The organism is Pseudomonas sp. NFACC14, from assembly GCF_900106885.1.
Taxonomy (GTDB): domain Bacteria; phylum Pseudomonadota; class Gammaproteobacteria; order Pseudomonadales; family Pseudomonadaceae; genus Aquipseudomonas; species Aquipseudomonas fluorescens_AA.
Map to the genome: position 1 here is coordinate 390,960 of NZ_FNOA01000002.1, position 22,940 is coordinate 413,899.

At 59.6% G+C, this 22,940-nt stretch carries 22 protein-coding genes; 16 read left to right on the forward strand and 6 right to left on the reverse strand.

Translation table 11 applies throughout. The annotated features are described in order from the left end of the window. Positions 1–51: 51 nt before the first annotated feature. The 6 genes from BLU85_RS06300 to BLU85_RS06330 all read left to right on the forward strand — a co-directional run bounded on the left by BLU85_RS06300 (position 52) and on the right by BLU85_RS06330 (position 5,471). Positions 52–891 (forward strand): IclR family transcriptional regulator, encoded by an 840-nt coding sequence (locus BLU85_RS06300; protein ID WP_092198701.1) that lies wholly within the window; start codon positions 52–54, stop codon positions 889–891. Positions 892–1,442: 551 nt separating this feature from the next. Continuing rightward, a complete protein-coding gene (locus tag BLU85_RS06310; protein WP_092198695.1) occupies positions 1,443–2,588 on the forward strand; it encodes an acyl-CoA dehydrogenase family protein in 1,146 nt (381 codons plus the stop codon). Positions 2,589–2,633: 45 nt separating this feature from the next. Continuing rightward, positions 2,634–3,806: a thiolase family protein gene (locus BLU85_RS06315; RefSeq protein WP_092198692.1), complete on the forward strand. Its 1,173-nt coding sequence runs from the start codon at positions 2,634–2,636 to the stop codon at positions 3,804–3,806. Then, positions 3,803–4,207, forward strand: a complete 405-nt coding sequence (locus tag BLU85_RS06320; protein ID WP_092198689.1) for a Zn-ribbon domain-containing OB-fold protein — start codon at positions 3,803–3,805, stop codon at positions 4,205–4,207. The genes BLU85_RS06315 and BLU85_RS06320 overlap by 4 nt, the downstream gene beginning before the upstream one ends. A 9-nt stretch (positions 4,208–4,216) precedes the next feature. Continuing rightward, positions 4,217–4,675, forward strand: a complete 459-nt coding sequence (locus tag BLU85_RS06325) for a hotdog family protein (protein ID WP_092198686.1) — start codon at positions 4,217–4,219, stop codon at positions 4,673–4,675. Positions 4,676–4,691: 16 nt separating this feature from the next. Next, entirely contained in the window at positions 4,692–5,471 is a 780-nt protein-coding gene (locus tag BLU85_RS06330; protein WP_092198683.1) for an enoyl-CoA hydratase-related protein, read from the forward strand. 60 nt (positions 5,472–5,531) lie between these two features. On the opposite strand, the gene BLU85_RS06335 is transcribed toward BLU85_RS06330, so the two are convergent. From BLU85_RS06335 to BLU85_RS06350, 4 genes are all read right to left on the reverse strand, one after another. After that, complete coding sequence (locus BLU85_RS06335; RefSeq protein WP_092198680.1) at positions 5,532–6,668, reverse strand: CaiB/BaiF CoA transferase family protein; 1,137 nt, start codon at positions 6,666–6,668, stop codon at positions 5,532–5,534. A gap of 95 nt (positions 6,669–6,763) precedes the next feature. Continuing rightward, the gene (locus BLU85_RS06340; RefSeq protein ID WP_218190004.1) at positions 6,764–7,537 is read right to left on the reverse strand and encodes an alpha/beta fold hydrolase; all 774 of its coding nucleotides are present in this window, start codon (positions 7,535–7,537) and stop codon (positions 6,764–6,766) included. 4 nt (positions 7,538–7,541) lie between these two features. Beyond that, positions 7,542–8,528 carry a quinone oxidoreductase family protein gene (locus BLU85_RS06345; RefSeq protein WP_092198677.1) on the reverse strand — a complete coding sequence of 329 codons (987 nt, stop codon included), beginning with the start codon at positions 8,526–8,528 and terminating at the stop codon, positions 7,542–7,544. A 79-nt stretch (positions 8,529–8,607) separates the two neighbouring features. Then, entirely contained in the window at positions 8,608–8,988 is a 381-nt protein-coding gene (locus BLU85_RS06350; RefSeq protein ID WP_092198674.1) for a VOC family protein, read from the reverse strand. 296 nt (positions 8,989–9,284) lie between these two features. Between BLU85_RS06350 and BLU85_RS06355 the strand changes: the two genes are divergently transcribed. From BLU85_RS06355 to BLU85_RS06365, 3 genes are all read left to right on the forward strand, one after another. After that, positions 9,285–11,003, forward strand: coding sequence for an FAD-dependent oxidoreductase (locus tag BLU85_RS06355; protein WP_092199263.1), 1,719 nt, complete (start codon positions 9,285–9,287; stop codon positions 11,001–11,003). Positions 11,004–11,238: 235 nt separating this feature from the next. Then, positions 11,239–11,646, forward strand: a complete 408-nt coding sequence (locus BLU85_RS31095; RefSeq protein WP_170847565.1) for a nuclear transport factor 2 family protein — start codon at positions 11,239–11,241, stop codon at positions 11,644–11,646. Between the two features lie 301 nt (positions 11,647–11,947). Next, complete coding sequence (locus BLU85_RS06365; RefSeq protein WP_092198668.1) at positions 11,948–13,018, forward strand: helix-turn-helix transcriptional regulator; 1,071 nt, start codon at positions 11,948–11,950, stop codon at positions 13,016–13,018. Between the two features lie 50 nt (positions 13,019–13,068). Here BLU85_RS06365 and BLU85_RS06370 read toward each other — a convergent pair whose 3' ends face one another. Next, a complete protein-coding gene (locus BLU85_RS06370) occupies positions 13,069–13,839 on the reverse strand; it encodes an enoyl-CoA hydratase/isomerase family protein (RefSeq protein WP_092198665.1) in 771 nt (256 codons plus the stop codon). A 233-nt stretch (positions 13,840–14,072) separates the two neighbouring features. Then, positions 14,073–14,729 carry a TetR/AcrR family transcriptional regulator gene (locus BLU85_RS06375; protein ID WP_092198662.1) on the reverse strand — a complete coding sequence of 219 codons (657 nt, stop codon included), beginning with the start codon at positions 14,727–14,729 and terminating at the stop codon, positions 14,073–14,075. 253 nt (positions 14,730–14,982) lie between these two features. Here BLU85_RS06375 and gloA point away from each other — a divergent pair, with 253 nt between their 5' ends. The 7 genes from gloA to BLU85_RS06410 all read left to right on the forward strand — a co-directional run bounded on the left by gloA (position 14,983) and on the right by BLU85_RS06410 (position 22,939). Beyond that, entirely contained in the window at positions 14,983–15,468 is a 486-nt protein-coding gene (gene gloA, locus BLU85_RS06380) for a lactoylglutathione lyase (protein ID WP_092199260.1), read from the forward strand. A 7-nt stretch (positions 15,469–15,475) separates the two neighbouring features. After that, positions 15,476–16,867, forward strand: a complete 1,392-nt coding sequence (locus BLU85_RS06385; protein WP_092199257.1) for an FAD-binding oxidoreductase — start codon at positions 15,476–15,478, stop codon at positions 16,865–16,867. A gap of 179 nt (positions 16,868–17,046) precedes the next feature. After that, entirely contained in the window at positions 17,047–18,108 is a 1,062-nt protein-coding gene (locus tag BLU85_RS06390) for an acyl-CoA dehydrogenase family protein (protein ID WP_092198659.1), read from the forward strand. A 10-nt stretch (positions 18,109–18,118) separates the two neighbouring features. Next, positions 18,119–19,273, forward strand: a complete 1,155-nt coding sequence (locus BLU85_RS06395; RefSeq protein WP_092198656.1) for an acyl-CoA dehydrogenase family protein — start codon at positions 18,119–18,121, stop codon at positions 19,271–19,273. Between the two features lie 30 nt (positions 19,274–19,303). Beyond that, entirely contained in the window at positions 19,304–20,491 is a 1,188-nt protein-coding gene (locus BLU85_RS06400) for an acyl-CoA dehydrogenase family protein (RefSeq protein ID WP_092198653.1), read from the forward strand. After that, positions 20,484–21,632, forward strand: a complete 1,149-nt coding sequence (locus BLU85_RS06405) for an acyl-CoA dehydrogenase family protein (RefSeq protein ID WP_170847564.1) — start codon at positions 20,484–20,486, stop codon at positions 21,630–21,632. The genes BLU85_RS06400 and BLU85_RS06405 overlap by 8 nt, the downstream gene beginning before the upstream one ends. Positions 21,633–21,757: 125 nt before the next feature. After that, positions 21,758–22,939: a thiolase family protein gene (locus BLU85_RS06410; RefSeq protein WP_092199254.1), complete on the forward strand. Its 1,182-nt coding sequence runs from the start codon at positions 21,758–21,760 to the stop codon at positions 22,937–22,939. Position 22,940: the final 1 nt, after the last annotated feature.

The following is a 22,940-nucleotide window of genomic DNA, read 5'->3' on the forward strand; positions in this document are numbered from 1 at the left end:
ATATTTTTTTCGCATTCCGAAAAACAAAATCACATCAGGTAGAAATCGAGCATGGCTCCACGCATCCCAGTAAAAAACCAAACCTCGAACGCCGCTGACGAAGATAAAAATCAACGCAGCACTGTTCAGTCACTGGCCAAGGGATTCCGCGTTCTGGAAGCCTTCACTGCGGAAAGCGATGAGCTCACGTTGAGCCAGATCGCTGAAAAGGCCGATCTCGATCCAGGTACCACCTACCGCATGCTGAATACGCTGGTCGATCTCGGGTACGTCTCACGAATACCCGAAAGCAAGCGATTTTCCTTAACACTCAAGATCCTCAATTTAGGCTTTCATGCAATTGCCCACACAGACCTGCGCAGTCTGGTCCGTCCTGTGTTGAGGGGGCTCGTCAGCGAAACCAGTGAAGCGGCCAGTTTCGCCGTTCTGCAGGGCGCAGACGTGCTGTATCTGGAGCGTGTAAGGGCGGGCATTACGCGGCTTGGAGTGGATATTCGTATCGGGACGACCGTCCCGGCTTGTCAGACAGCGATTGGTCAATCGATCCTGGCATTTCTGTCCGAGCAAGAAGTGGCGCGTATCGAGGCGCGTTCCTCAGCCACGCCCTTCATCAGCAAGACGCTCGCCAAGCCGCTTTCCGAGGTATTGGAGCAAATTCGAAAGGACGGCTACTTGATCACTGATTCGCTGTTCGCCGAAGGCCTTCGAATCCTGGCCGTTCCGGTGCTGGATATCGACGGCTACCCTGTTGGGGCAATCAGTATCGCAGCGCCAGCAGTGCGATGCTCCATTGAAGAACTCGAACGCCGAGCGCTGTCATTGACGATGGCAGCAGCGAAGAATATCGGTCGAGCGCTCCAGGCCAGCGGAAGTGTGAACTCCAGCCTTTGATCACGGCCAACGAGAAAACTTCCCGCCAGAGCCCTCTCAGCTTGAAAAGCCAGGCGCAGAAAAAGGGGCCCACTCGCGTTTGATCTGACCTAATGAATCTGGACAAGCTCACTCCCACAGGGAATGAGGTTGTCACTATCCCTCAAACAAATCACAAGTTGCCAACCGCCGTTGTTCAAAGGTCGCGCGACCGACGTTGGCTTCACGCTCCTATCTTTGACCTAACGATCAGGCGGAAGCACAACGTCACGTCGACAACTTCCACGTTGGAACGCCCGATGCACGCGCGCATCCGAGGCTGGGTGTCCGTCATCCGTGAGTCTGGTGTCCAGATAAAAATCATTTCCATCACGGACAACGGCTGATGGACCTGAGGGCGCAGACTGAGTCCAGTCACCATTGTTTCGAGACACTTGATGCTCGGTGAGCATGCCTGGACATGACACCCACGGTCGCTGCTCTTTTCCGCCTACCGGAAATGCCATCAGCGAACCCGTACAAGCATCAGGAGCTTACAAGGTGTTTGACGCTCAATTTTGAAGAGGTATTCCATGTCCGAGTCCCAGGCCGCTGTAAGAGAAATTTGCGATGCCATTATCAAGCGGGTAGACCGCGCCTATGTGGCGGAATGTGGGAGAAAGAACGAGTTTCCGCAAAAGCTCTGGGATATGTGGGTGGATACAGGCTTGCTGTCGATGGGGTTGCCTGAAGAGTTCGGGGGGGCGGGTGGTTCCTTGAAGGACATCGTCCTGGCTCTCGACCTGCTGCATCGGGAAGCGTTGCTACTGCCGATTGCGGTGACGAACTTCATGTCTCGCGAACCGATCATGCACTATGCCACCCAGGCTCAAAAAGAACGTTACCTGCCGCCTACTGCCACGGGGGAGGAGTTCTTCAGTTTTGGCATCACCGAGCCGGACTCAGGGACCAACACATTCAAGATTAAAACCACCGCGATTCGCCAACCGGACGGGACGTTCCTCTTGAATGGCGGCAAGACATACCAGACAGCATTCCTCGAGTCCAGCCACTGCCTGTTGGTTGCCAGGACTTCGCCGCTGGATTCTGAAGATCGCACCCACGGTATCTCGGTGTTCATTGTCGACACCACCTTGCCAGGCATCTCTGCCACACCCATGAATATCGGCATGTACTTGCCAGAGCAGCAATACCAGACCTATTTCGACAATGTTGTGTTGCCCGCGGACTCGTTGGTCGGAGAGGAGGGCAAGGGTCTGAGCATCTTGTTCAGCTCATTGAATTCAGAGCGCCTGTTGGTCGCCGCGATGAATGTCGGCCAGGCGGACTACGTACTCAAGCGCGCCGCGGAGTACGCCAAGGTTCGAGCACCTTTCGGTGTCCCTATCGGTTCCTATCAATCGATCGCGCACCCTATGGCGCGGGCTAAAACCTACGTCGAAGCGGCGCGATTGATGATGTATCAGGCCTGCGATAAGCATGACCGTGGGGAGTCCGTCGGGCTGGACGTGAACATGGTGAAGATCCTCTCTTCCGAAGCGTTCAAGATGGCGGCGGAAATTGCGATGACCACTTTCGGAGGGGCGGGCGTGGATGTCAGCCAGGATATCCTGCCGTTCTATATCGCGGCCCAGAACAACACGGTGGCGCCTGTCAACAATCAGATAGTGCTCAGCTTTATCGCGGAGAAGGCGTTGGGCTTACCCAAGTGCTATTGACCCTATCCCACTTGCGTGGTTTGCCAACAAGTAAGGAGATCGCCCATGGTCGCGGGTGTTGCCATCGCAGCGAGCTATGAGGTACCCCCGACCCGGTTTCCAGAGGTCAGCCCCCATAACCTGTACCGTCAAGTGGCCTTCGCCGCGTTGTCGCAGTGGGGATTGCGTCCCGGCGATGTAAACGGACTGCTGGCGGTGCCGTCCGGACAGGGTGTCAACGAGATCGATATCTACACCCACGAGAAGCTCGGCTCAGAACTGGGGATTACGCCCGGTTTCGCCGAAACCCTCAACGCCGGCGGCGCAAGTTTTGCCATTATGGTCGGTCGCGCTGCCAGTGCGATCCGTGACGGACTCGCAGACTGCGTACTGTGTATCGGTGCGGGCAAGTTCACCAAGCCGGGCGCAGGCGGCGCCGAAGTCATGGCCCGGATGATCAGCGAACCGGATTTCGAGATCGGTTACGGGCCGTTTATCCCGGCGTTGTACGCCCTGATTGCCTCGCGCTTCATGGCCGAGCGCGGGGTTACTTCGGCGGATCTCGCCCGTGTCGCGGTTTCGGCACGTCAGTGGGCCATTCGCAATCCCCGTGCTTTCATGCATGCCAAGGGGGCGATAACCGTCGACGACGTATTGAACTCGCGCATGATCTCTACACCGTTCCACTACCTGGATTGCTCGGTTCCTTGCGATGGAGGCGGGGCAGTGCTGGTCACCACCGATGAAAAGGCGCGGCAGTTAGCCCGTCAACCCGCCTATTTGCTTGGTTATGGCGAGGCTCACAGTCATGGCTCGATCAGTTCGGCCGGCGAGCGTCTGGTACAGACATTGGCTACCCGTACCGGTGCAAGCGCGTTCCGCAGTGCGGGATTGAGCCCTTCGGACATGGACATGGCGATGCTGTACGACGCTTTTTCGTTTACGCCACTGCTCCTGCTCGAGAACCTGGGGTTCACACCACATGGGCATAGCGCTGCATTTGTGCGCAGTGGTGCCATGGATCCGGGCGGATCGTTGCCAGTCAATACCAACGGCGGGTTGTTATCGTTCGGTCATACCGGTGAGGCCTCGGGCATGTCGGTACTGGTGGAAGGCGTCAGGCAGATCATGTCTCAGGCAGGGGCCAACCAACTGGATCGCGCCCGCACGGCGCTCGTTCATTGCTACGGAGGGATGATGTACGAGCACGCAACTTTAATCCTGGGGCGTTCGCGATGACTGCCGGACCGATACCCGAAGTCACTCCCGTTAACCAGCTCTTCTGGGAGGGCACGGCGCTTGGCGAGTTGAGGCTTCGGCGATGTAACTGCTGTGGTCATCTTTTTCGGTTCGTCAGTTCCTGGTGCTCGGCATGCTGGTCCGCTGACCTTGGCTGGATACGTGCGAGCGGTATCGGCCAGGTATCGGCCATGACCGTCGTGCATGTCGCTCCCTATGCGTCGGTGGCTGATCGAGTGCCGTATGTCCTGGCGTTGGTGGCACTGGATGAAGGGCCGGTGATGATGAGTAACATCGTTGATGTGGCAACCGGTGACGTCGAGATCGGTATGGCCGTTGAAGTGACCTTCGAGGCACGCGACGGATTGCAACTTCCACAATTTCGTCCCATCAGAGGGTGACCGGTGCCTATGGAAAACTACAGCAAGCTGCGTTTTCGGGATCTGAAGGTGGGGGATCGCTTCGATCTAGGTACGCATGCGTTGAGCCTGGAGGAAATGCTGGCCTTTGCGTCGAAATACGACCCACAACCCTTTCACCTGGACGATGAAAGCGCCCGCGCGAACCCATTGTTCGAGCGTACCTCGGCGAGCGGTTGGCTGAGCATCATGCTCCTGCAGAAGTTGATCGGCGATTTCTGGAAATCCACACAGGTACAGGGGCTGGCCGGTGCCGGCGTAGACCGTATCGAATGGGCGGCGCCGACCTACGCCGATGAGCCCTTGCAATGCACGATGTTGCTGGAGATGGTTCGCCCCTCCGCCTCCAAGCCACAACTGGGGCTGATGACCATGTGTGTGACCTTGACCAAGGAGCATCAGCAACTCGCGACATTGCTGCGCATCACCGGTGTTTTCAAGAACGATTGACCGCGGAGCCAGCCTCATGAAGGTTTATCAAGATATTCTCGTGGAAGAAAGCAATGGCGTGATGAACCTCACGCTGAACCGGCCGGACGCTTTGAATGCGCTACGGACCCAGACACTTCAGGATATCGTCCACGCGCTGGATGACCTCAGGGATCGCGGCAGCGCCCGTGTATTGGTGTTGACCGGTATGGGCCGGGCATTTTCAGCGGGGGCCGACCTGGCGGCGGGTGACGGCAATGGTGACCTGGGTTACAAGGTCGAGCACTTCTACAACCCCATTCTGGAAACACTGATGGCGCTGCCTGTGCCCGTCATCAGCGTGGTCAACGGGCCAGCGGTCGGTGCCGGCTGCGCGCTTGCGTTGGCCGGGGACATCGTCCTGGCGAGCCGTTCGGCCTATTTTCTCCAGGCGTTCATCAATATCGGCCTGGTTCCCGATGCCGGTAGCACCTGGTTGCTGCCGCGGTTGATGGGACGTGCGCGAGCCCAAGCGATGATGATGCTGGGCGAGCGCATCAGTGCGCAGAAAGCCGAAGCATGGGGAATGATCTATCAAGTGGTGGATGACGAACTGCTCGCCAGCGAGTCGGCCGCGCTGGCGCAACGTCTGGCGGCAGGGCCGACCAAGGCGTACGCGCTCATTCGTCAGGGCGTGCGCTATGCGTTGGATCATTCGCTGACCGAGGCCCTGGTAGCCGAGCGTCGCAGCCAGCGCATTGCCGGTTCGACGGAGGATTTCGCCGAAGGTGTGGCAGCGTTTCGGGAAAAGCGCCAGGCGCTGTTCCAAGGGCGGTAACAGCCAATACTGGCACCCAGTCCCGTCCATGTGCAGACCAGGTGCCGGCCTTATCGGCGATCAACCGTGCGTGCCTGATGCTCCCTGGCTCAGCAGGTAATCGATATCACCCACGTCGACTCCCCAGTCGATCAAGGTCGTACGCGATGCCTCGCCGCGCAAGGAACCCTGCACGGCCCCCGGCGTTCGTGAGAAGCGCGGTGCCGGCGCAGGCTGATGCACGCCGTCTATCTCGATGAACGCTTCGCGGGCAACGTTATGCGGGTCGAGCGCCGCTTCCGCCGCATCGAGCACCGGGGCGAAACAAGTGTCGGCGTTGCCCATGATCGCAACCCATTCGTCGCGGGTTTTGCTGGCGAACGTATGCTCGAATACCGCTTTCATTTCGGGCCATGATGCGCGGTCCATCTGCGGCTGGGGCAGGGCATCGAGCAGCCCGGTCTTCTCAAGCAACAACGCATAGAACTGCGGCTCGATCGCCCCAATCGCGACGAACTTCCCGTCAGCGCAACGGTAGGTGTCGTAGAAAGGTGCTCCGCCATCCAGCAGGTTGGTGGCGCGCTCCTCCTGCCATCTCCCCATTGCACGGAGCTTGTAGAAAACAGACGTGAGGTAGCACGTCCCGTCCGAGATAGAGGCATCCACCACTTGTCCCTGGCCACTACTTCGTGCATTCATCACCGCAGCGAGGAGGCCTGCAGCCAGCATCATGGCCCCGCCACCATAGTCTCCCACCAGGTTCAGCGGAGGAACAGGCTTGTCCTGCGTACCGATACCCGCCAACGCGCCGGTAATGGCGATGTAGTTGATGTCATGGCCGGCGCGTTGCGCATAGGGACCGTACTGGCCCCACCCGGTCATCCGGCCATACACCAGGCGCGGGTTGCGTGCCAGCATCACCTGCGGACCAAGGCCAAGGCGTTCCATCACCCCCGGTCGGTAACCTTCGATCACGATGTCGGCCTGGTCACAGATGGCCAGGCACGAGGAAATCGAGCGGCTGTCTTTCAGGTTCGCCGAAATGGCGCGACGCCCGCGTCCATCGACATGCACCGCCTGGTTCCCAGGCGTGCCGGTGTCACGATCGATGCGCACGACTTGTGCTCCCATGTCGGAGAGCACCATGGCACAAAAAGGGCCGGGACCGATGCCGGCGAACTCCACAACTTTCAAACCTTGAAGAGGACCAGAAGTCATTTTTCCACCACGCCATCTAGGCTTTGATTAATGGTCATCTGCGCTGCACGCGCTTGATGAAATCCAGGATGCCCGAATTGAATGCATCGTTGCGGTCACCGACCACCATGTGCCCGGCGCCTTGCACATTCAAATACTCGGCGGCGGGAGCAAGAGTGATGAAGTGCTTGGCTTCTTCCTCGGTGACGATGTTGCTCTTGTCCCCCTCGAATCAACAGCATGGGGATCGTCAGTGCACGGGTCGCCGCTTCCAGCCGGGCCTGGGTGGGTGCCTGGGCATGGTTGTTGCCGGAGACCAGGAGCGGATCCCAGTGCCAGAACCAGCGGTCGCCGCGTTTACGCAAATTGCGCGCAAGGCCAGAACTGTCGGCCTGGCGCGGCCGGTGAGGCAAGTAATGGGCAACGGCTTCGGCAGCTGCATCAAGGCTATCGAAGCCTTGTGCATTGCCCCGCATGAACGCGGATATCTGCCTGGCGCCTTCTGCGTTGATGCGCGGCGTAACATCCACCAGCACCAGAGCCCGAGCGATCGAAGTACTGGCTTCTCCGGCCGCCGCGAGCGCCGTCATTCCCCCCATCGAGGCGCCTACCAGGATCGGCGCGGACGGTATGTGGTGCAGAATCGCACGCAAGTCCGCGACCATGGCATCCAATGAGTAATCCCCGCGCGGGTCCCAATCACTTTCGCCATGTCCCCGTGCGTCGAGTGAGATGACGTAGTGCCTGGCCGCTACCAGCGCGTCGAACACATTGTTCCAGCTGTGACGGGTCTGCCCCCCGCCGTGCAACAGGACGACGGGAGGATGCGCAGGGTTTCCACCTATGCTCGCCGCCAGGGCAAGTCCGTCCGCGCTTTCGAAGCGGTGCATGGCTTCAGATAGCCAGCGCAACGGCGCCGAACGGGCGCTGGGTCGCCATGTAGCGCAGGGCTTGGGGTGCCTGATCGAAAGGGAAGCTCTTGTCGAACAGGACCTTGATTTTCCCCTCGTCGCAGAACCCACGGAAAACTTCCCAGGCTTCCTGCCATTCAGCGGCAGAGCTGGTGTACACGCCGAATCCCTGGATACTGCCGCGCACCAGAATCAGGTCGGCGAGGGCAACCTTGGACTGGCGACCGGCGGCAAAACCCAGGGTGATGGTTTTGCCATAGCGCTTCATGCATTTGATCGCTTCGGCAATGACTTGCCCACCCAACGAATCGATGACGATGTCGACGCCTTCTCCATCCGTACCTGCCAGGACGCCTTCAGCCAGGCTCTGCTGCGACATGTCGATGACATTGTCAAAGCCATGTTCGGCTGCGCGCGCGGCCTTTTCCGAGGAACTGGTCGAGGAAAAGACTTTGCTCGCGCCCATGGCCTTTGCCAATTGATAGGCGGCATTGCCCACCGAACCGCCGATACCGGTGGCAAGTACGGTCTTGCCGGGCGCCATTCCCGCCTCCTTGAGAGCCATATAAGCCGTCGGGTAAGCCACCACGGCCTGGGCGGCTTCGGCATCCGATACGCTGTCCGGAATACGGGTCAGGTGTGCGGCGTCGACGGCCACGTATTCTGCCCAACTGCCGGGGCGCATGAACCCATAGACGAAAGCGCCGAACATTACCCGTTCGCCTTTCTTGAACCCGGTGGTCCCTTCATTGGCGACCCTGCCGGCGCCCTGGTTGCCGGGTTGTATCGGTAGGACTGCGGCGGGGAAATTGTCTTCGTTTTCATCGTTGATCACGGCGTTGTCAAAGGGCACTACCCCTGGAGCAGTCATGCGGACCAGCACTTCATTTTCTGCGATGGACGGGATGTTTGCGTCGGTCAGGTCCAGGTCCGCGGTTCCTGTCTGGGTATTGAGCATCCAGGCTTTCATGTATGGGTTCCCCTGTGTCTGTTATTGGCGTTCAGGCCTGGGCGGTCATCGCCCAGGGACACTCGAAGGTGCGCGCGTATCACTGCGCCGCGTAGCAATAGGTCGCGAGTTTGTTTCCATCAGGATCGCGTACATAGGCACCGTAGGCTGTCGGCGCGACGGGGCGCGGGCCAGGTTTTCCGGCGCAGGTCCCACCATTTGAAAGTGCTGCGGCATGAAAGGCATCGACGGCGGCGCGGGAGGCCGATGCAAAACTGATGGTGATGCCGTTGCCAGCGCTGGCAGGCTTGCCATCGATAGGTGCAGTGATCATGAGTTCAGGTACTTCAGCACCATAAAAAGATGAACTGGGCATGTCACCGAGCCGCTTCAGACCCAGTGCGCCCAATACGGCATCATAGAAACGACGTGACTGCTCAAGGTTGTTGGTGCCAATTGCAACGTGTGTGTAGATGGACATGCTCCACTCCTGCGCAATGATCGGGGGACGTGGCATTGCCGCCACGCGATACGGGCCTGTATCACAGGGCCTGCGGACGTATTGCCATGGAGGAGACGCAATGGCGAGCGTTTTCCCACCAGCGTGCGGCGTAATACAAGTTCAAGCTCGGCGTCAGACAATCTCGGTGCGGACAAGCTGCTTACACTCGTAAAAACAGTGCAGGCGCAATGACGTTGTTTCGCTGTAGGCAGCGACTCATGCATGTGCTTCGCACGGACGGTCCTCAATCGGCAAGCACGGGGCGCGAAGCGCAAATGAATGAAACGTATGATGTTGTCGTAGTGGGCTCTGGCGCCGCCGGCATGGCGGCCGCCTTGCGGGCATCCTGCTTGGGGATGTCGGTGCTGATCCTGGAGAAGGCACATAAGTTCGGCGGCACGTCGGCCACTTCGGGCGGTGTGCTCTGGATTCCCAATCATGGCCTGGGTACCGATGACAGCCGTGAAGAGACCCTGCGTTATCTGAATGCCGTCATCGAGGGCGACGTTCGTCGCGACCGCCTCGAAAGCTTTGTCGACCAAGGACCCGAAATGGTCGCTTTCCTGCGTTCTGTCGGCATCGATTTACAGGTGATGCCCTGGTCAGACTACTTTGCCGAATACCCCGGCGCTCGCGCGGATCGCTCATTGGTTTGTCCGATGTACGACGGTCGAAGGTTGGAAGAGGAATTCCATTTGATCCGTGAGCAGTTCACCCGATTCAAGCTGCTGAATCGCTATACGATGGACTTCAATGAAGCTTTCGGCATCGCTGCAAAAGCACCAGGCTGGATCGCAACCTTGGCCCGTGTGGTAGGCCGCTACTGGAAAGACTGGGGTACGCGGCGGTTGACGCGCCGCGACCGTTTGCTCAGCCTCGGCGGCGCGCTGATCGCACCGATGCGCGAACTACTGCGCAAGCGTGGAGTCGAGTTGCGCCTGGGCGCGGCTGTCAAGAAGCTGTTGATGGAAGACGGCAGGGTTTGTGGAGTAGAGGTCGAGCGGTTAGGGCACACTCGTCTCATCCGTGCCTCTCGGGGGGTGGTCGTTTGCGCGGGCGGATTCGAATGGAACCAGGCATTGCGCGACCGATACTTCACCGTGGCTGGCGATCGGCGCTGGAGTAGCACGCCCGAAGAGGCTAACCGTGGAGAGCTACTGCTGGCGGGCCTGGAGGTCGGTGCTGACGTCGAATTCATGGAAAACGGTTGGTGGGTGCCGACAATGTCCAGGCCCATGCCGGGGGTTTCGAATTTCCACGAGATCCACCAAGCAACCTTTGACGTGGGCCGCCCCCATAGCGTTTGCGTGAATCGCGAGGGGGACCGGTTCGTGAACGAGGCCTGTGGTTATGACCGTTTCGGTAACGCCATGATTCAGGACCATCTCAAGACCGGCAAGAATGCACCGTGCTGGCTGGTCTTTGATGCGACGTTCCGGCGTAAATTCCCGGCTGGAGGTTATATGCCCTCACCGATCATGCCAGACCGTAGTATCGGCCCGGATGAGTGGGACCATTACATCTACAAGGCGCCGACCGTCGCTGAGTTGGCCGTGAAGATCGGCCTGGAGCCGGCCAGGCTCGAGTCCACGGTCCAGCGTATGAACGAATACGCCCGCTCTGGAGTGGATCCCGAGTTCGGTCGCGGCAACACCGATTATGACCGCACCTTCGGTGACGCCAGGGTCAAACCCAATCCTTGCCTGGGCCACATCGGGCTGCCACCGTTCTACGCCGTGGCGATCGACCTGGGAGATCTTGGTACCAAGGGTGGCTTGAAAGCGGATGATCGGGCGCGCGTTCTGGACGCCCAAGGGCGTCCGATTCCGGGACTGTATGCGGCAGGGAACGCCTCGGGTTCTCCATTCGGCAATGCTTACCCTGGCGCTGGCGGAACAATCGGACCGGCCATGGTGTTCGGCTATGTGGCGGCCAACGAAATGGCTCGCGCATTGGCGGCCCCAAGTGGATCGAGAGTGGCCGCCAGCGCTTGATGGGCTGCGTCACGGCGCAGCTTGTTCGAAGGTCGTCGAGTGTCCCTTGCCAACTGTTGTCTGCCTGACAACCGACCTTTGGCGGCCCCATCAATGCAGGAGAGGGCAAGGCCGGATTCGGCCCGGGACAAGCGGTTCGACAAGCCGCCTTTATGCTGTCTTGACGGGCACAGCTGTCGGCCCGTGGGCTGCCATTCACATCCGCGTGACGACTAATAGCAAGAGGAATGAACTTGTGAGCCAGGATGAAAATATCGCTAACGCTTCAACCCTGCGTGCGTTCTACGACGCGATCTTTACCAATGATTGGGCTGCGGTTGAACGTGTGGTCGCCGCCGACCTGGTGGTCCACGAAGCAGAGGGACTGCCCTATGGCGGGGTCTATCATGGTATCGACCAACTACAGTCTTTGTTCGGCCAAGTGGTCAGTTACTGGGATGAACTGAAGATCAACGTCATTGCCGTTACTGCAGGTGACAGCTATGCGATAGGGTTGCTGCAGTTTTCAGGTCGCTCCAAGGCGCGGGGCGTTGCCGTGTCCATGCCAGTCAGCGAGGTCACGCAGTTCAAGGACGGTCGTATCTGCAGCATCAGGCCGATCTATTGGGACACCAAGCTGATATCCGAGGCCGTCACGGCCTGAGTGGAGAGGCAAGCCAACACTTGGCTTGCCTTATGCGCCACATACAGCAGTTGCCATGGGGCGTCTTGCACTGACCTGACTGCGGCTTCTTTTTCGATGGCCTGACAGCGCTTCGCTGGGGCTTACGCCTTCCTTTTTCCCCGAGATCGATGAACGTCTGTCGCCCGATGCTTCGGCATTGCGGCGACACTTGACGTGTCCAGGCATGTCCGCTAGATTTTGGACAACACGTGTCGAATAACAAGTCACGTGGATTCTTTGGCAACGCCTATCAAAAAAATAAGAAAAGAGGGACGCATGCATGAACACCGTATCAGCCGTCGCCGCCCAACGCCTGCCTGCCAATAGCCTTCCAAGTGACCGAGAGTTTGCCTGGACCAAGCCGTTCCTCCTGCAACATGCCAATTGGATCGAACCGCTCAAGTACGAGTACTACGATTGCGATATCGAAAGCCTGGCCAGTGATCGTAAATTCGACTTGGTGGCTCGCCGTGGTATTACTTCTCCTTGCCCCGTGACGCTTCTGTCGTCCCGGCGCCGGTACGCATTCTGGCGATCCTGGAATCACATCAGTGACAACAAGGAAAACCTCGTCATGCTCCGTTACGTCAAGTCAGGGGAGTTTTCCCTGTCTCAATGTGGCGTAACCATGAAGGTCGGTCCTGGACAATTTGCAATCAGTCGCAGCAACGTGCCATTTCGCTGGGAGAGCCTGGCGAACGACATGACCTTGTCGGAGTACTATTCCATCCTGCTCCCGCTTGATCTGGTGCACCGTCACTTTCCCAACGGTATTCCATTGAAGAACCGGCTTTGCACGCCCGCCGAATGGCGCCTCGCCATGCCAACCTTGTTCTCCATGCTGAGTGGCCAGGGTCGGGAGCTGGAGCGTCATGTGGTCGACTTGCTGATCGAAACCTTGCTGACTGAAGCGCAATGCGTGGTCCAGGGAGCCGGCGTGCCATTGGAAGCGCGCAAGCACATCAGTGAGAAGCGACATGAGGAGATACTGGCGTACATTTCCCTGCACCTGGCGAACCCGGACATATCCGCGTCCGCCGTTGCCCGTGGCTGCGGCATCTCCCCCCGTTATCTCTGTCACCTGTTGAAACTCAAAGGAACGTCATTCTCGGATCTGCTATGGGAGGAGCGGCTGAAGCAAACAGGCGAATGGCTGTTGGCGCTGGATACTCGCCATTACACCATCTCTGAAATCGCCTATATGAACGGGTTCAAGACCGCCGCTCACTTCAGCCGCTTGTTCAGAAGCTACTGGGGCTGTTCGCCACGTGAATTCCGGCAGTCGGAGGGTAAGCGCGCGACCCGACCTCTGGGACATGTCGAGGGTGAGTCGCCGCGTTATCTGTGCTGATCAGCCTTCATGAGCAACGCGCAGTGCTGTGGTCGTGAAAGCCGCAGATGTTAGCGCCGCAATTGGTTGATGGTATTTTGGACGTCCGGGCGGGTCATGCTTTCCATTTCATAGGCAAGGCCAAGCTCAAGCACAAGGTTGGCTTTCTCGTGAGTCAACCGCGCAAAGGCGCGTTTGGTGCCTTCAACGCCAGCCACGGGGAGATGGGCGATGAGTTCGCCGATTTCCCGGGCGCGGGGTAAAACCCCATCGGGTGAGTCGGTCAGATCGGTCACCAATCCCATCTGATAGGCTTGTTCAGCGGTAATGGCTTCGCCTGTCAACAGATAGCGCTTGGCCCGGTTGATACCTACCGACTGTGTCCAGCCAATGATGCCACCGTCGCCAGCGACCAGCCCGATGGACACGTGGGGGTCGGAAATCCTGGCCGTCCGGGAGGCGACTACCACATCGCAAAGGCTCATGATCGTGGTGCCCAGGCCTGCCGCTGCACCCTGGACGGCGGCGATAACCGGAACAGGCAGATCCGTCAGTGCGTTGAACAGGGTCCTGGCCAGCCAAGTCATCTTGCTGCGGATCTCGCTTGAGTTCGCCGCTGCAATAATCTCATCGAAATCGCCTCCCGCCGAAAACACCTTGCCTTCAGCCGAAAGAATGAGGACACGGGCTGTCTTGTCATTCGCGACCGCATTCAATGCCTGGATGAATTCGACATGGGCGATTTCGTCGAACCGGTTCAACAGCGCAGGCCGGTTGAGTCGAAGATGGGCCAGGGGCTCTCCAAGCTGGAGTGTGAGCGTCGTATAGGTTTTGTCTGGCATGAGCAGCTCCGTTTCAATGAGGAACGATGGAAGTGGCAGAAAACTGCCGACTCCACGAGAACGTGCTCCAGTCTGCTTGTCGTTGGGTGCTCCCGCAGGAGCGGTGACAGGGTACCGGGCGATTTGACGTTATCACCGGCCCTTGCGGCTACTTGTCTGTAGGCGCACCCGGTTTCGACGGGCCAGTGCATGCCTGAAGAACAGACCGGGGAGTAGCACCCGGTAGCAGCACACTACTGTGGGGGGAGGGGGGCGAACAGCTCATTCCAGAGCAGGTTGGCAAGCGCGTCGATCGGGTCGTAAGTGCCGAAATCCAGCTCTTGGCACAGTAAGTGAAACTCCAGGCGATGCAGCATGACGAACAGGCAGACGATCTTCATTCTGGCCATCGGCCGTTGGTCTTCCGGCCAGCGTGCGACCGTATTGACCATGACCCGCTCGGCGATGCGGACAAAGTAGTCCAGGTATTCCTGACCGAAGCGTGGGTCTGCGGAACTGGCTTCATGAATGATATCGACCATTACCTTTTCGCTGCGTCGATGGTTCAAGTCGTTTTCCAGCCAAACCCGGATATCGGCCTTGCTCGGCTCGACCATTTTATCCAGCTGACGGAACCGATCCGATACCGCCATGGAGGACCGGCGCCCAATCCCTGCGGCGATATCAAGCTTGTCCGAAAAGTGGAGATAGAAGGTCGCACGATTGGCACCGGCACGCTTCATGATTTCATCAATGGTCGCGGCGCGATAACCCACTGCACTGAAGACTTCGAATGCGGCATCGAGCAAGCGGTCGCGCGTCCGCAATTTCTGCTCTTCGCGAATCGAGAGCCGTGGCGCGGCTACGTTCTGCTGTGTTTGCGGATAGTCCTTGATTGGGTCCAGGCCCATGGGTGATTTCCTCCGGCAGGTTTATTGAATTGAGTATACGCAGCGGTCAGCCTGGAAAGTAGACGTTTATCGGCTCAGGCGACAGTTGATGATAAAGACAACGCCATACCCACCCTGAAATCCGAATGACTGCGCGAGCGTGCAGGGTACTTTCAGTGCTGGAATGGACAAGCCGGGGCAAGGGAGCTTGATAGATTCGCTGTCATTCGACCGCGCTTCGCGGTCCTGCCCGGACACCTATGTGGAGTTTCAGATGAGCGACGAGCGCACGACTGTTAAAGCGCCTCAGGCGGCGGATAAAACGGTGGATGGCAGCCTTTGGGTATGGGGGGCGAACGCTACCCAGCCTCGTCTGCTGCATTCGATGATCAGGGTGCGCGACCTGACCAGGTCCCTTGATTTCTATTGCGAAGGCCTCGGTATGGCACCGATCAGCCGCTTCGACAGCGAGCAGGGACGCTTCTCCCTGGTCTTTCTGTCATACACCGATTTCGCCAGCGGTCCGGCGATCGAGTTGACTCACAACTGGGACCAGCCCGACGACTACACCCATGGTAGTGGCTTTGGCCACCTCGCTATCGGCGTGCCGGATATCCATGCCATGTGCCAAAAATTGGAAGCTCATGGTGGCGCGGTCAGCACGGCGCCGAAAATAATGGTCCCTGGCGCACCGGCATTGGCCTTTGTCAAAGATCCCGATGGCTACTCCATCGAGCTCATCCAGACCCTGCATGGCTGATGACGACATGACAGCATCTCCCCTCCTGGACAGCGAACTCTATAAACAGATTGTGGCGGTGACCGGCCCTTCAGGGGTGTTGACGGGAACCGATGTCTCATCGCGATCCTGCGACCCGCTCTGCATGACGCCCACCCTGGCCGGCATGATCATTCGCCCCGCCGACATCGAGCAGCTGGCGAGGGTGATCAGTCTGTGCGCGCGGTTCAATCAGCCCATGGTCGTACAAGGCGGCAGGACGGGGGTCGCGGGAGGTGCCTACAGTGAGCCGGATGATGTGGTCATTTCGCTTGAGCGCATGAATAAAATCGAAGACATCTGTGTCTCGAGCCAAACAGCGGTGGTGCAGGCCGGCGTCACCATTGAAGCGTTGCAGAACGCGGTGCAGGCGCAAGGTCTCTTCTATCCCATCGACCTGGGTTCCAAGGGGACTGCCACGTTGGGCGGGACCATCGCGACCAATGCGGGTGGCAACCGGGTCATTCGCTGGGGCATGACCCGGCAGAACATCTTGGGGATCGAGGCCGTACTGGCCGATGGCACGCTGGTGTCGAGCCTGGGGCGCCTGCTGAAGAACAACACCGGCTACGATCTCAAGCATCTGTTCATCGGCTCTGAGGGCACCTTCGGCGTTGTCAGTCGCGCAGTCGTCAAGCTGGTGCCGTTGCCATCCACACATTACGTGGCCTTTGTTTCCGTCGCCAGCTTCGACAAGGTGGTGGCGCTGCTGGCACGGGCGCGTCGCTTGCCCATACTCAGCGCGTTTGAGGTGATGTGGAGCGATTTCTACTCGTTGGTGGCGCCCGATGCGCTGAACAAGGGGCCAGTCGCCCCTGGGCAGCCCTATTACATATTGATCGAAGGCCTGGGCTACAACGAAACGGCCGACCGGATGATTTTCAATGAATTTCTCGAAGAGGCCCTGGCCAGCGAGCTGATGGTCGACGCGGTGGTCGCTGCCTCGGAAAAGCAGTGTCAGGATTTCTGGCGGGTGCGCGAAGGTACTGAAGCCATCGTGCGTGAGATGTCGCCTTTCATCGCGTTCGACGTCAGCGTGGAAATTCCATGCGTCGAAGCCTATCTGAGCGCCGTGCGTGAAGCGTTGTGTACGCCCTATCCCGAAGCCAGGTTTGTCACGTTTGGGCATCTGGGCGACAACAACATTCATTTGGGAATCACGGTCGGCCCCCATACCCATGAAGTCGCCCATCATATCGAACAGTTGGTGTATGCCGCATTGCCCCGGTTTGGTGGAGCGATTACCGCAGAACATGGCATTGGCCAATTCAAGAAAGCCTTCATGAAGGAGCAGAAGTCCTCCGGTGAAAAGGAAGTCATGCGCCGCATGCGCGCGGCCATGGACCCTGCGCGCCTGATCAACCGCGAAGTGATGTTTTAGCAACCTGTCACCGCGGGAGGATGGATAAGAGTGGGTGCGGGCAAGGGCAATGCCGTTGCCGTCCGGCCCTATACAGTCCCTTGAACGCTTGCCGCCGTAGCCTCTCCCAGTTTTTTCAACGTGCGACCGACGTCGCCAAGGAGGCGACGGGGCGCCATGCTGGCCGATGAGTTGACACTATGAACCAAACAGACAACGTTTTATCGCACTCGGTGACTCGCCTGTTCGAAGACCTGTGCACCGACGAATATCTACGCAGGGCCGAACAGGGCGAATGGTTGGCATCGCACTGGCAGGCCATCGAGGAACTGGGCCTGCCCATGGCGCTGCTCAGCGAAGAGGCGGGCGGCTTTGGGATGGACCCTGCAGAGTCGTTACGACTGCTGCAACTGGCTGGCAGGTTTGCCTTGCCGCTGCCGTTGGCAGAAACCATGCTCGCCAACTTCAGGCTCGGCGAAGCGGGGTTCACAGTCGGCTCCGGGGTGTCGGTACTGGCGCTGACGCATGACGCCAAGCCGTTGCAACTGGCCAGACAACCTGGCGGCTGGCGATTGTCGGGTGAGTGTCCGAACGTACCCTGGGGGCGCCACGCCGAAAGGATCGCAGTGCCCTGTGGGCAACCTGACGGGCTGTACCTGATTGAACTGCCGCAAGGCGCATGGCGGGTTGAGATCGGCCTCAATCTCGCCGGAGCCCCTGATGATCGTTTGATCGTCAATTGCACCCTGTCTGATGCAGCCGTGAAACCGGCGCCGCATGGGCTCGATACCTACATCGCCGATGAAGCCGCTACCCGGGTGCTGCTGATTTCAGGGGCCTTGGAGCGTGTGCTGGAAATGACGGTGCAGTACGCCAGCGAGCGTAGCCAGTTTGGCAAGCCGATCGGCAAATTCCAGGTGATCCAGCAGAACCTGGCGCTGCTGGCCAGTCATACCTGCGCCGCCGCTGCTGCCGCCGACCGGGTAGTGCGTGCACTGGTCGATGGCCGGTCTCTCATTCCGATTGCGATGGCCAAGTCCCGCGCTGGCGAGGCCGCCAGCGTTGCCTGCGGATTGGCCCATCAGATTCATGGCGCCATCGGATTCACAGCCGAGCATCGCCTGCACTTCTTCACCAAATTGCTCTGGACCTGCCGCGACCAGGGCGCAAGCGAAGCCTACTGGAACCGTCGGATCGGCCAATACCTGATTCAGGCCAGCGCCGACGCCGATGATCTGTGGCCCATTCTTTCGTCCCTCTGAGAGACTCACCATGACTCCCCAATTCAATTTCACGGAGTTGGACAGGGGCGATTCGCTCGAGTCGCTCCGTCAGCAAGTGCGCGACTTCATCAGCGAGCACGGCGCCCATTGGTCGGCCCTGCAACGAGGTGAGTCCTGGAGTGGGTTCGATGCCGACTTCAGTGCAAAACTCGGCGCCCGTGGCTGGATCGGCATGACGTGGCCGAAGATATATGGCGGTCATGAGCGCACGGCGTTTGAGCGCTACGTAGTGCTTGAGGAACTATTGGCCGCCGGCGCACCGGTGGCCGCGCACTGGTTCGCCGATCGGCAGACGGGACCGTTGTTGCTCAAGTTCGGCACCGAAGCACAAAAGCGCACATTGTTGCCACGCATGGCCCGAGGCGAATGCTTTACCAGCATTGGGATGAGCGAACCCAACTCCGGCTCGGACCTCGCGGCGGTAGAGACGCGAGCCGTACCGGTCGAGGGCGGATGGCGGGTCAATGGCACCAAGCTATGGACGACCTACGCCCATGAGGCGCATTACATGGTGCTGTTCTGCCGCACCGACGGCGCTCGTGCCGATCGTCAAAGCGGAACGAGTCAGTTGCTGGTGGACCTGAAAACCCCGGGTATCAAGATAAACCCGATCATGGACATGGCCGGCCGGCACCACTTCAACGAAGTCGTCTTCGAGGACGTTTTTTTGGCCGACGACGCACTGATCGGCACCCAGGGCCAAGGTTGGGCCCAGGTCACCAGTGAGTTGGCCTTCGAACGCAGCGGGCCGGAACGCTACCTGTCGTCCTTTCGAGTGCTGGTGGAGCTCGTGCGCTCATTACGCGGGGCTGCGGATGATGCACAGGCACTCGCCGTCGGTCGTCTTGCCAGCCACATCGTGACACTGCGGCATTTGTCCAGGAGCGTGACCTCGATGCTCCAGGAAGGGCAGGACCCGCAGCTCCAGGCCTCTATCGTCAAAGACCTCGGTGCGGTACTGGAGCAAGAGATACCTGAGATCGCACGCTCGCTGTTCATACACGATCGAGCAGGTCCCAGGGCGGATAACCGTCTGTTCGAGGTGCTGTCCCAGTCCGTCATGAACGCCCCTTCGTATTCATTGCGAGGCGGTACCCGCGAAATCCTGCGCGGCATCATCTCCCGGGGCCTGGGTCTGCGCTGAACCCCACTTTTCAATCGCTTGGAGAATTCCATGACTGATGACGCACGGCAGTTGGAGCAACTACGCGCTGATACTCGCGCATGGCTGGAAGACAACATTCCCGCTAATTGGCGTGAGCGAATGACAGATGTGCAAAGCGATGACTTCCTGCAGTTCCAGCGCCAATGGATGAAGTCCCTGGTGGTGGCCGGCCTGGCGACGTCGCACTGGCAGGCTGGTTGGCAAGGGGGCGGGCGCAGCCTCGCGGAGCAGGTCGTGATCGTCGAAGAGCTGGCCCGTGCCGATGCACCGCGCCTGATCCTGTACTTCATCTCGCTGTACCACGCGGCCATGACCCTGATGGAGTGGGGTACGCCTGAGCAGAGACACCGCCATCTGCCTGCGATTCTGGCCGGTGAAATCTGGTGCCAGGGCTTTTCCGAGCCCAATGCCGGCTCTGACCTGGCGTCGCTCAAGACCCGGGCCGTGCGTGATGGCGATCACTATGTTGTCGATGGGCAGAAGGTCTGGTCGACCCTGGGCCAGCACGCCGATTACTGCCTGCTTCTGGTACGAACCGATGCTTCCGGTCCCAAGCAGGCGGGTATCACCTTCCTGCTGATGGACATGCGTTCGCCGGGAGTGGAGGTGCGCCCCATCCGGCAGATCACGGGGGACGAAGAGTTTGCCGAGATCTTCCTGACCAATGTGCGTATCCCCGTGACCAACAGGTTGGGCGAGGAAGGCGAGGGCTGGCGCATCGCGCAGACGACGCTCAACTCCGAGCGCGGCCTGACCATCCTGGAGTTGTCGGAGCGCCTTTCGCGCTCGCGCTGGCGTTTGCTGCAGGCCATGGGCGCTGATGGCGAAGGACAGGTGCAGGATGACCAATTCCGGCGCGAAGCTGTGGATGTGTTTGTCAAGATCGATGCACTCAGCGCTATGGTGAAAAACATGATGGCCCGCCTCGTCGCCGGCAAGGACGTCGGCGGCACAGCATCGATGGTCAAGCTGTTCTACGCCCAGGTGCTCAGGGAGTTCACGGCCCTGGGACAACGCAGCGAACTTGCCGCCCTCTACCAGCAACCTTTCACCCTGGGCGGGGGCCACGAAACCGGCAACTGGTCGTTCGATTACATGAACTCCTTCATGTGGACGATTGCCGGGGGCAGCAATGAGATTCAACGCAACATCATTTCCGAGCGGGTACTTGGCATGCCCAGGGAAAAGTATGCGTGACGTATCGCGCGATCAGAGAGGATTGGATGTGGACGATTTAATCGAACGGGAAGCCTTGAGCGACGCCGCACGCAAAGTGCTGTTCGCACGTCAGGATCGCAATCGGTTGTTGAAGGATCCGGCCTGGGCAGCGCTTAACGAGGCGGCCCTGCTGAAAGTCAGCGCCGAGCTGGGTTGGCTGGGGCTGTGCGTGCCGGAGCAGTATGGCGGGCTGCAGCAACCTTTTAACGCCTTGGCCACGTTGTATGGCGAACTGGGGCGCGCGCTGGCCGGGCCCTGCGTCATGGCAGCGGCGATCGGCCTGGAGTTGCTGTCGCAGTCAGCCACGAGCCCTGCGGTCTCGGAACTGATCGAGGAGATCATCTTCGGCCAGAAACTGGCGTTGTCAGTGGGCAACGGGCGAATGGCAATCGACGTGTCGGTACATGGCGCCAGCCTCTTGCTCAATGGCTCGGTGCACGAATTGCTGGGCGCCGGGCAGGCCACGCATTTACTGATTCCCATCGCACAAGCGCAGCCTGCGCTGGCTCTGGTGTCGATAGACCACCCAGGCATCTCGCTGGTGGCGCGCAAGTCTTGGGACCTGACACGGGCGCAGGTATTCGAAGTCTCTTTTGATCAGGTGGAGCTTTCGGGCGACGCATTGATTCTGCAGGGCCCGGCGGCCAAAGACGCGATGTTGCGTGCGGCCGCGCACTTCGATCTGGCCCTGGCCTGTGATGCCATCGGCGGCAGCGAGCAAATATTGGGGGAAACGCTGGCGTACATGCATACGCGAACACAGTTCGGGCGTTCGATTGCTTCATTCCAAGCGTTGAAGCACCGATGTGCGGACCTTGCCACGGACATTGAAGTGGCACGTGCATTGGTCGATGCGAGTTGTGAGGGGGATGACGAGCTTGCGAGCTGGCGTACCCAGGCCGCGAGCTGTCGGCTTCTGGCCGGTGCTGTCTACCGTCGTGTCAGTGAAGAGTCGGTGCAGTTGCACGGTGGCATCGGCTTCACCTGGGAGCAGCCCTGCCATTTGTTTCTCAAGCGCGCGCGGCTCAATGACGCATTGGGTGGTAGCGCCGCTCAGCGCAAGGACCAGGCCGCACGCCACATGCTGGCCGCGGCCTGGCACGCAAAGCCCGTGGTGTGAAGGCGCCTTGGGTTTTATTGCTGAGGGGCCGCGGCAATACCCAGTGCAGCAGCAGATAACCGCCAGGATTGGCCCCGGCAGATACTTGGACTTCCTGAACCAACAAGAAAAAACCAGACATGACCATCAAGACAGCGGTAATCGTCGATGCCATTCGCACCCCGACCGGGCGTGGCAAGACTGGAGGAGCGTTAACAGGGCTTCATCCCACCGATCTGCTCGGGCAGCTGTTCAAGACGCTGGTTGCGCGCAATCAGCTGGACTCGGCCACAGTGGACGACGTGATCATCGGCTGTGTCAGCCAGGTCGGCGAACAGTCCGGTTCGCCTGGACGCCTTGCCTGGCTGGGGGCGGGGCTGGCCGAGCAGGTCCCGGCCACAGTCGTCGACAGGCGTTGCGGCTCCAGCCAGCAGGCGGTGCACTTTGCCGCCCAGGGGATCGCCGCTGGAGCTTATGACATCGTCGTTGCGGGGGGAGTCGAATCGATGAGCCGGGTACCGATGTTTTCCGCCCGCATCGATCAGGATCCACTGGGTTCGATGGTCTACGGGCGCTACCCGGACGGTTTGACTACTCAAGGGATTGCTGCCGAGCGCATTGCCGCGAAATGGGGGATTTCCCGGGAAGAACTCGACGTGTTTTCCGTGGAGTCCCACCATCGGGCGTCGGCGGCCCAACGCAGCGGTGCGTTCGATACAGAAATCATCCCGGTCACCTCGGGCAATGCAACATTGCTTGGCCTCGACGAAACCATCCGTGCCGATACCACTTTCGAACGGCTGGCCGCGCTGCAGCCTTCGTTCGTCGACGAAGGGGTGAGGGGCCGCTATCCGCAGATCAACTGGAGTGTGACCGCTGGCAACTCATCGCAACTGGCAGACGGTGCCTCGGCATTGCTGCTGATGAGCGAACAGACCGCCCAACGGCTGGGCCTAAAGCCCCGGGCACGTTTTGTGTCGTTCGATGTGATTGGCGATGACCCGTTGATGATGCTGACGGCGCCGATCACCTCAACTCGCCGCGCCTTGGAAAAGGCCGGCTTGCGTGCACAGGACATCGATCACTTCGAAGTCAACGAGGCCTTCGCCAGTGTTCCGCTGGCATGGCTGCGCGAATTCAAGGTTGACCCGCGCAGGGTCAATCCCAGAGGCGGTGCAATCGCGCTCGGCCACCCTCTCGGGGCCTCGGGTGGTCGCCTGATGACCACCATGCTGCACGCCCTGGAGCAGACAGGCGGCCGCTATGGGTTGCAGACCATGTGCGAGGCCGGCGGCCTGGCCAACACCACGATTATCGAACGACTCTGAG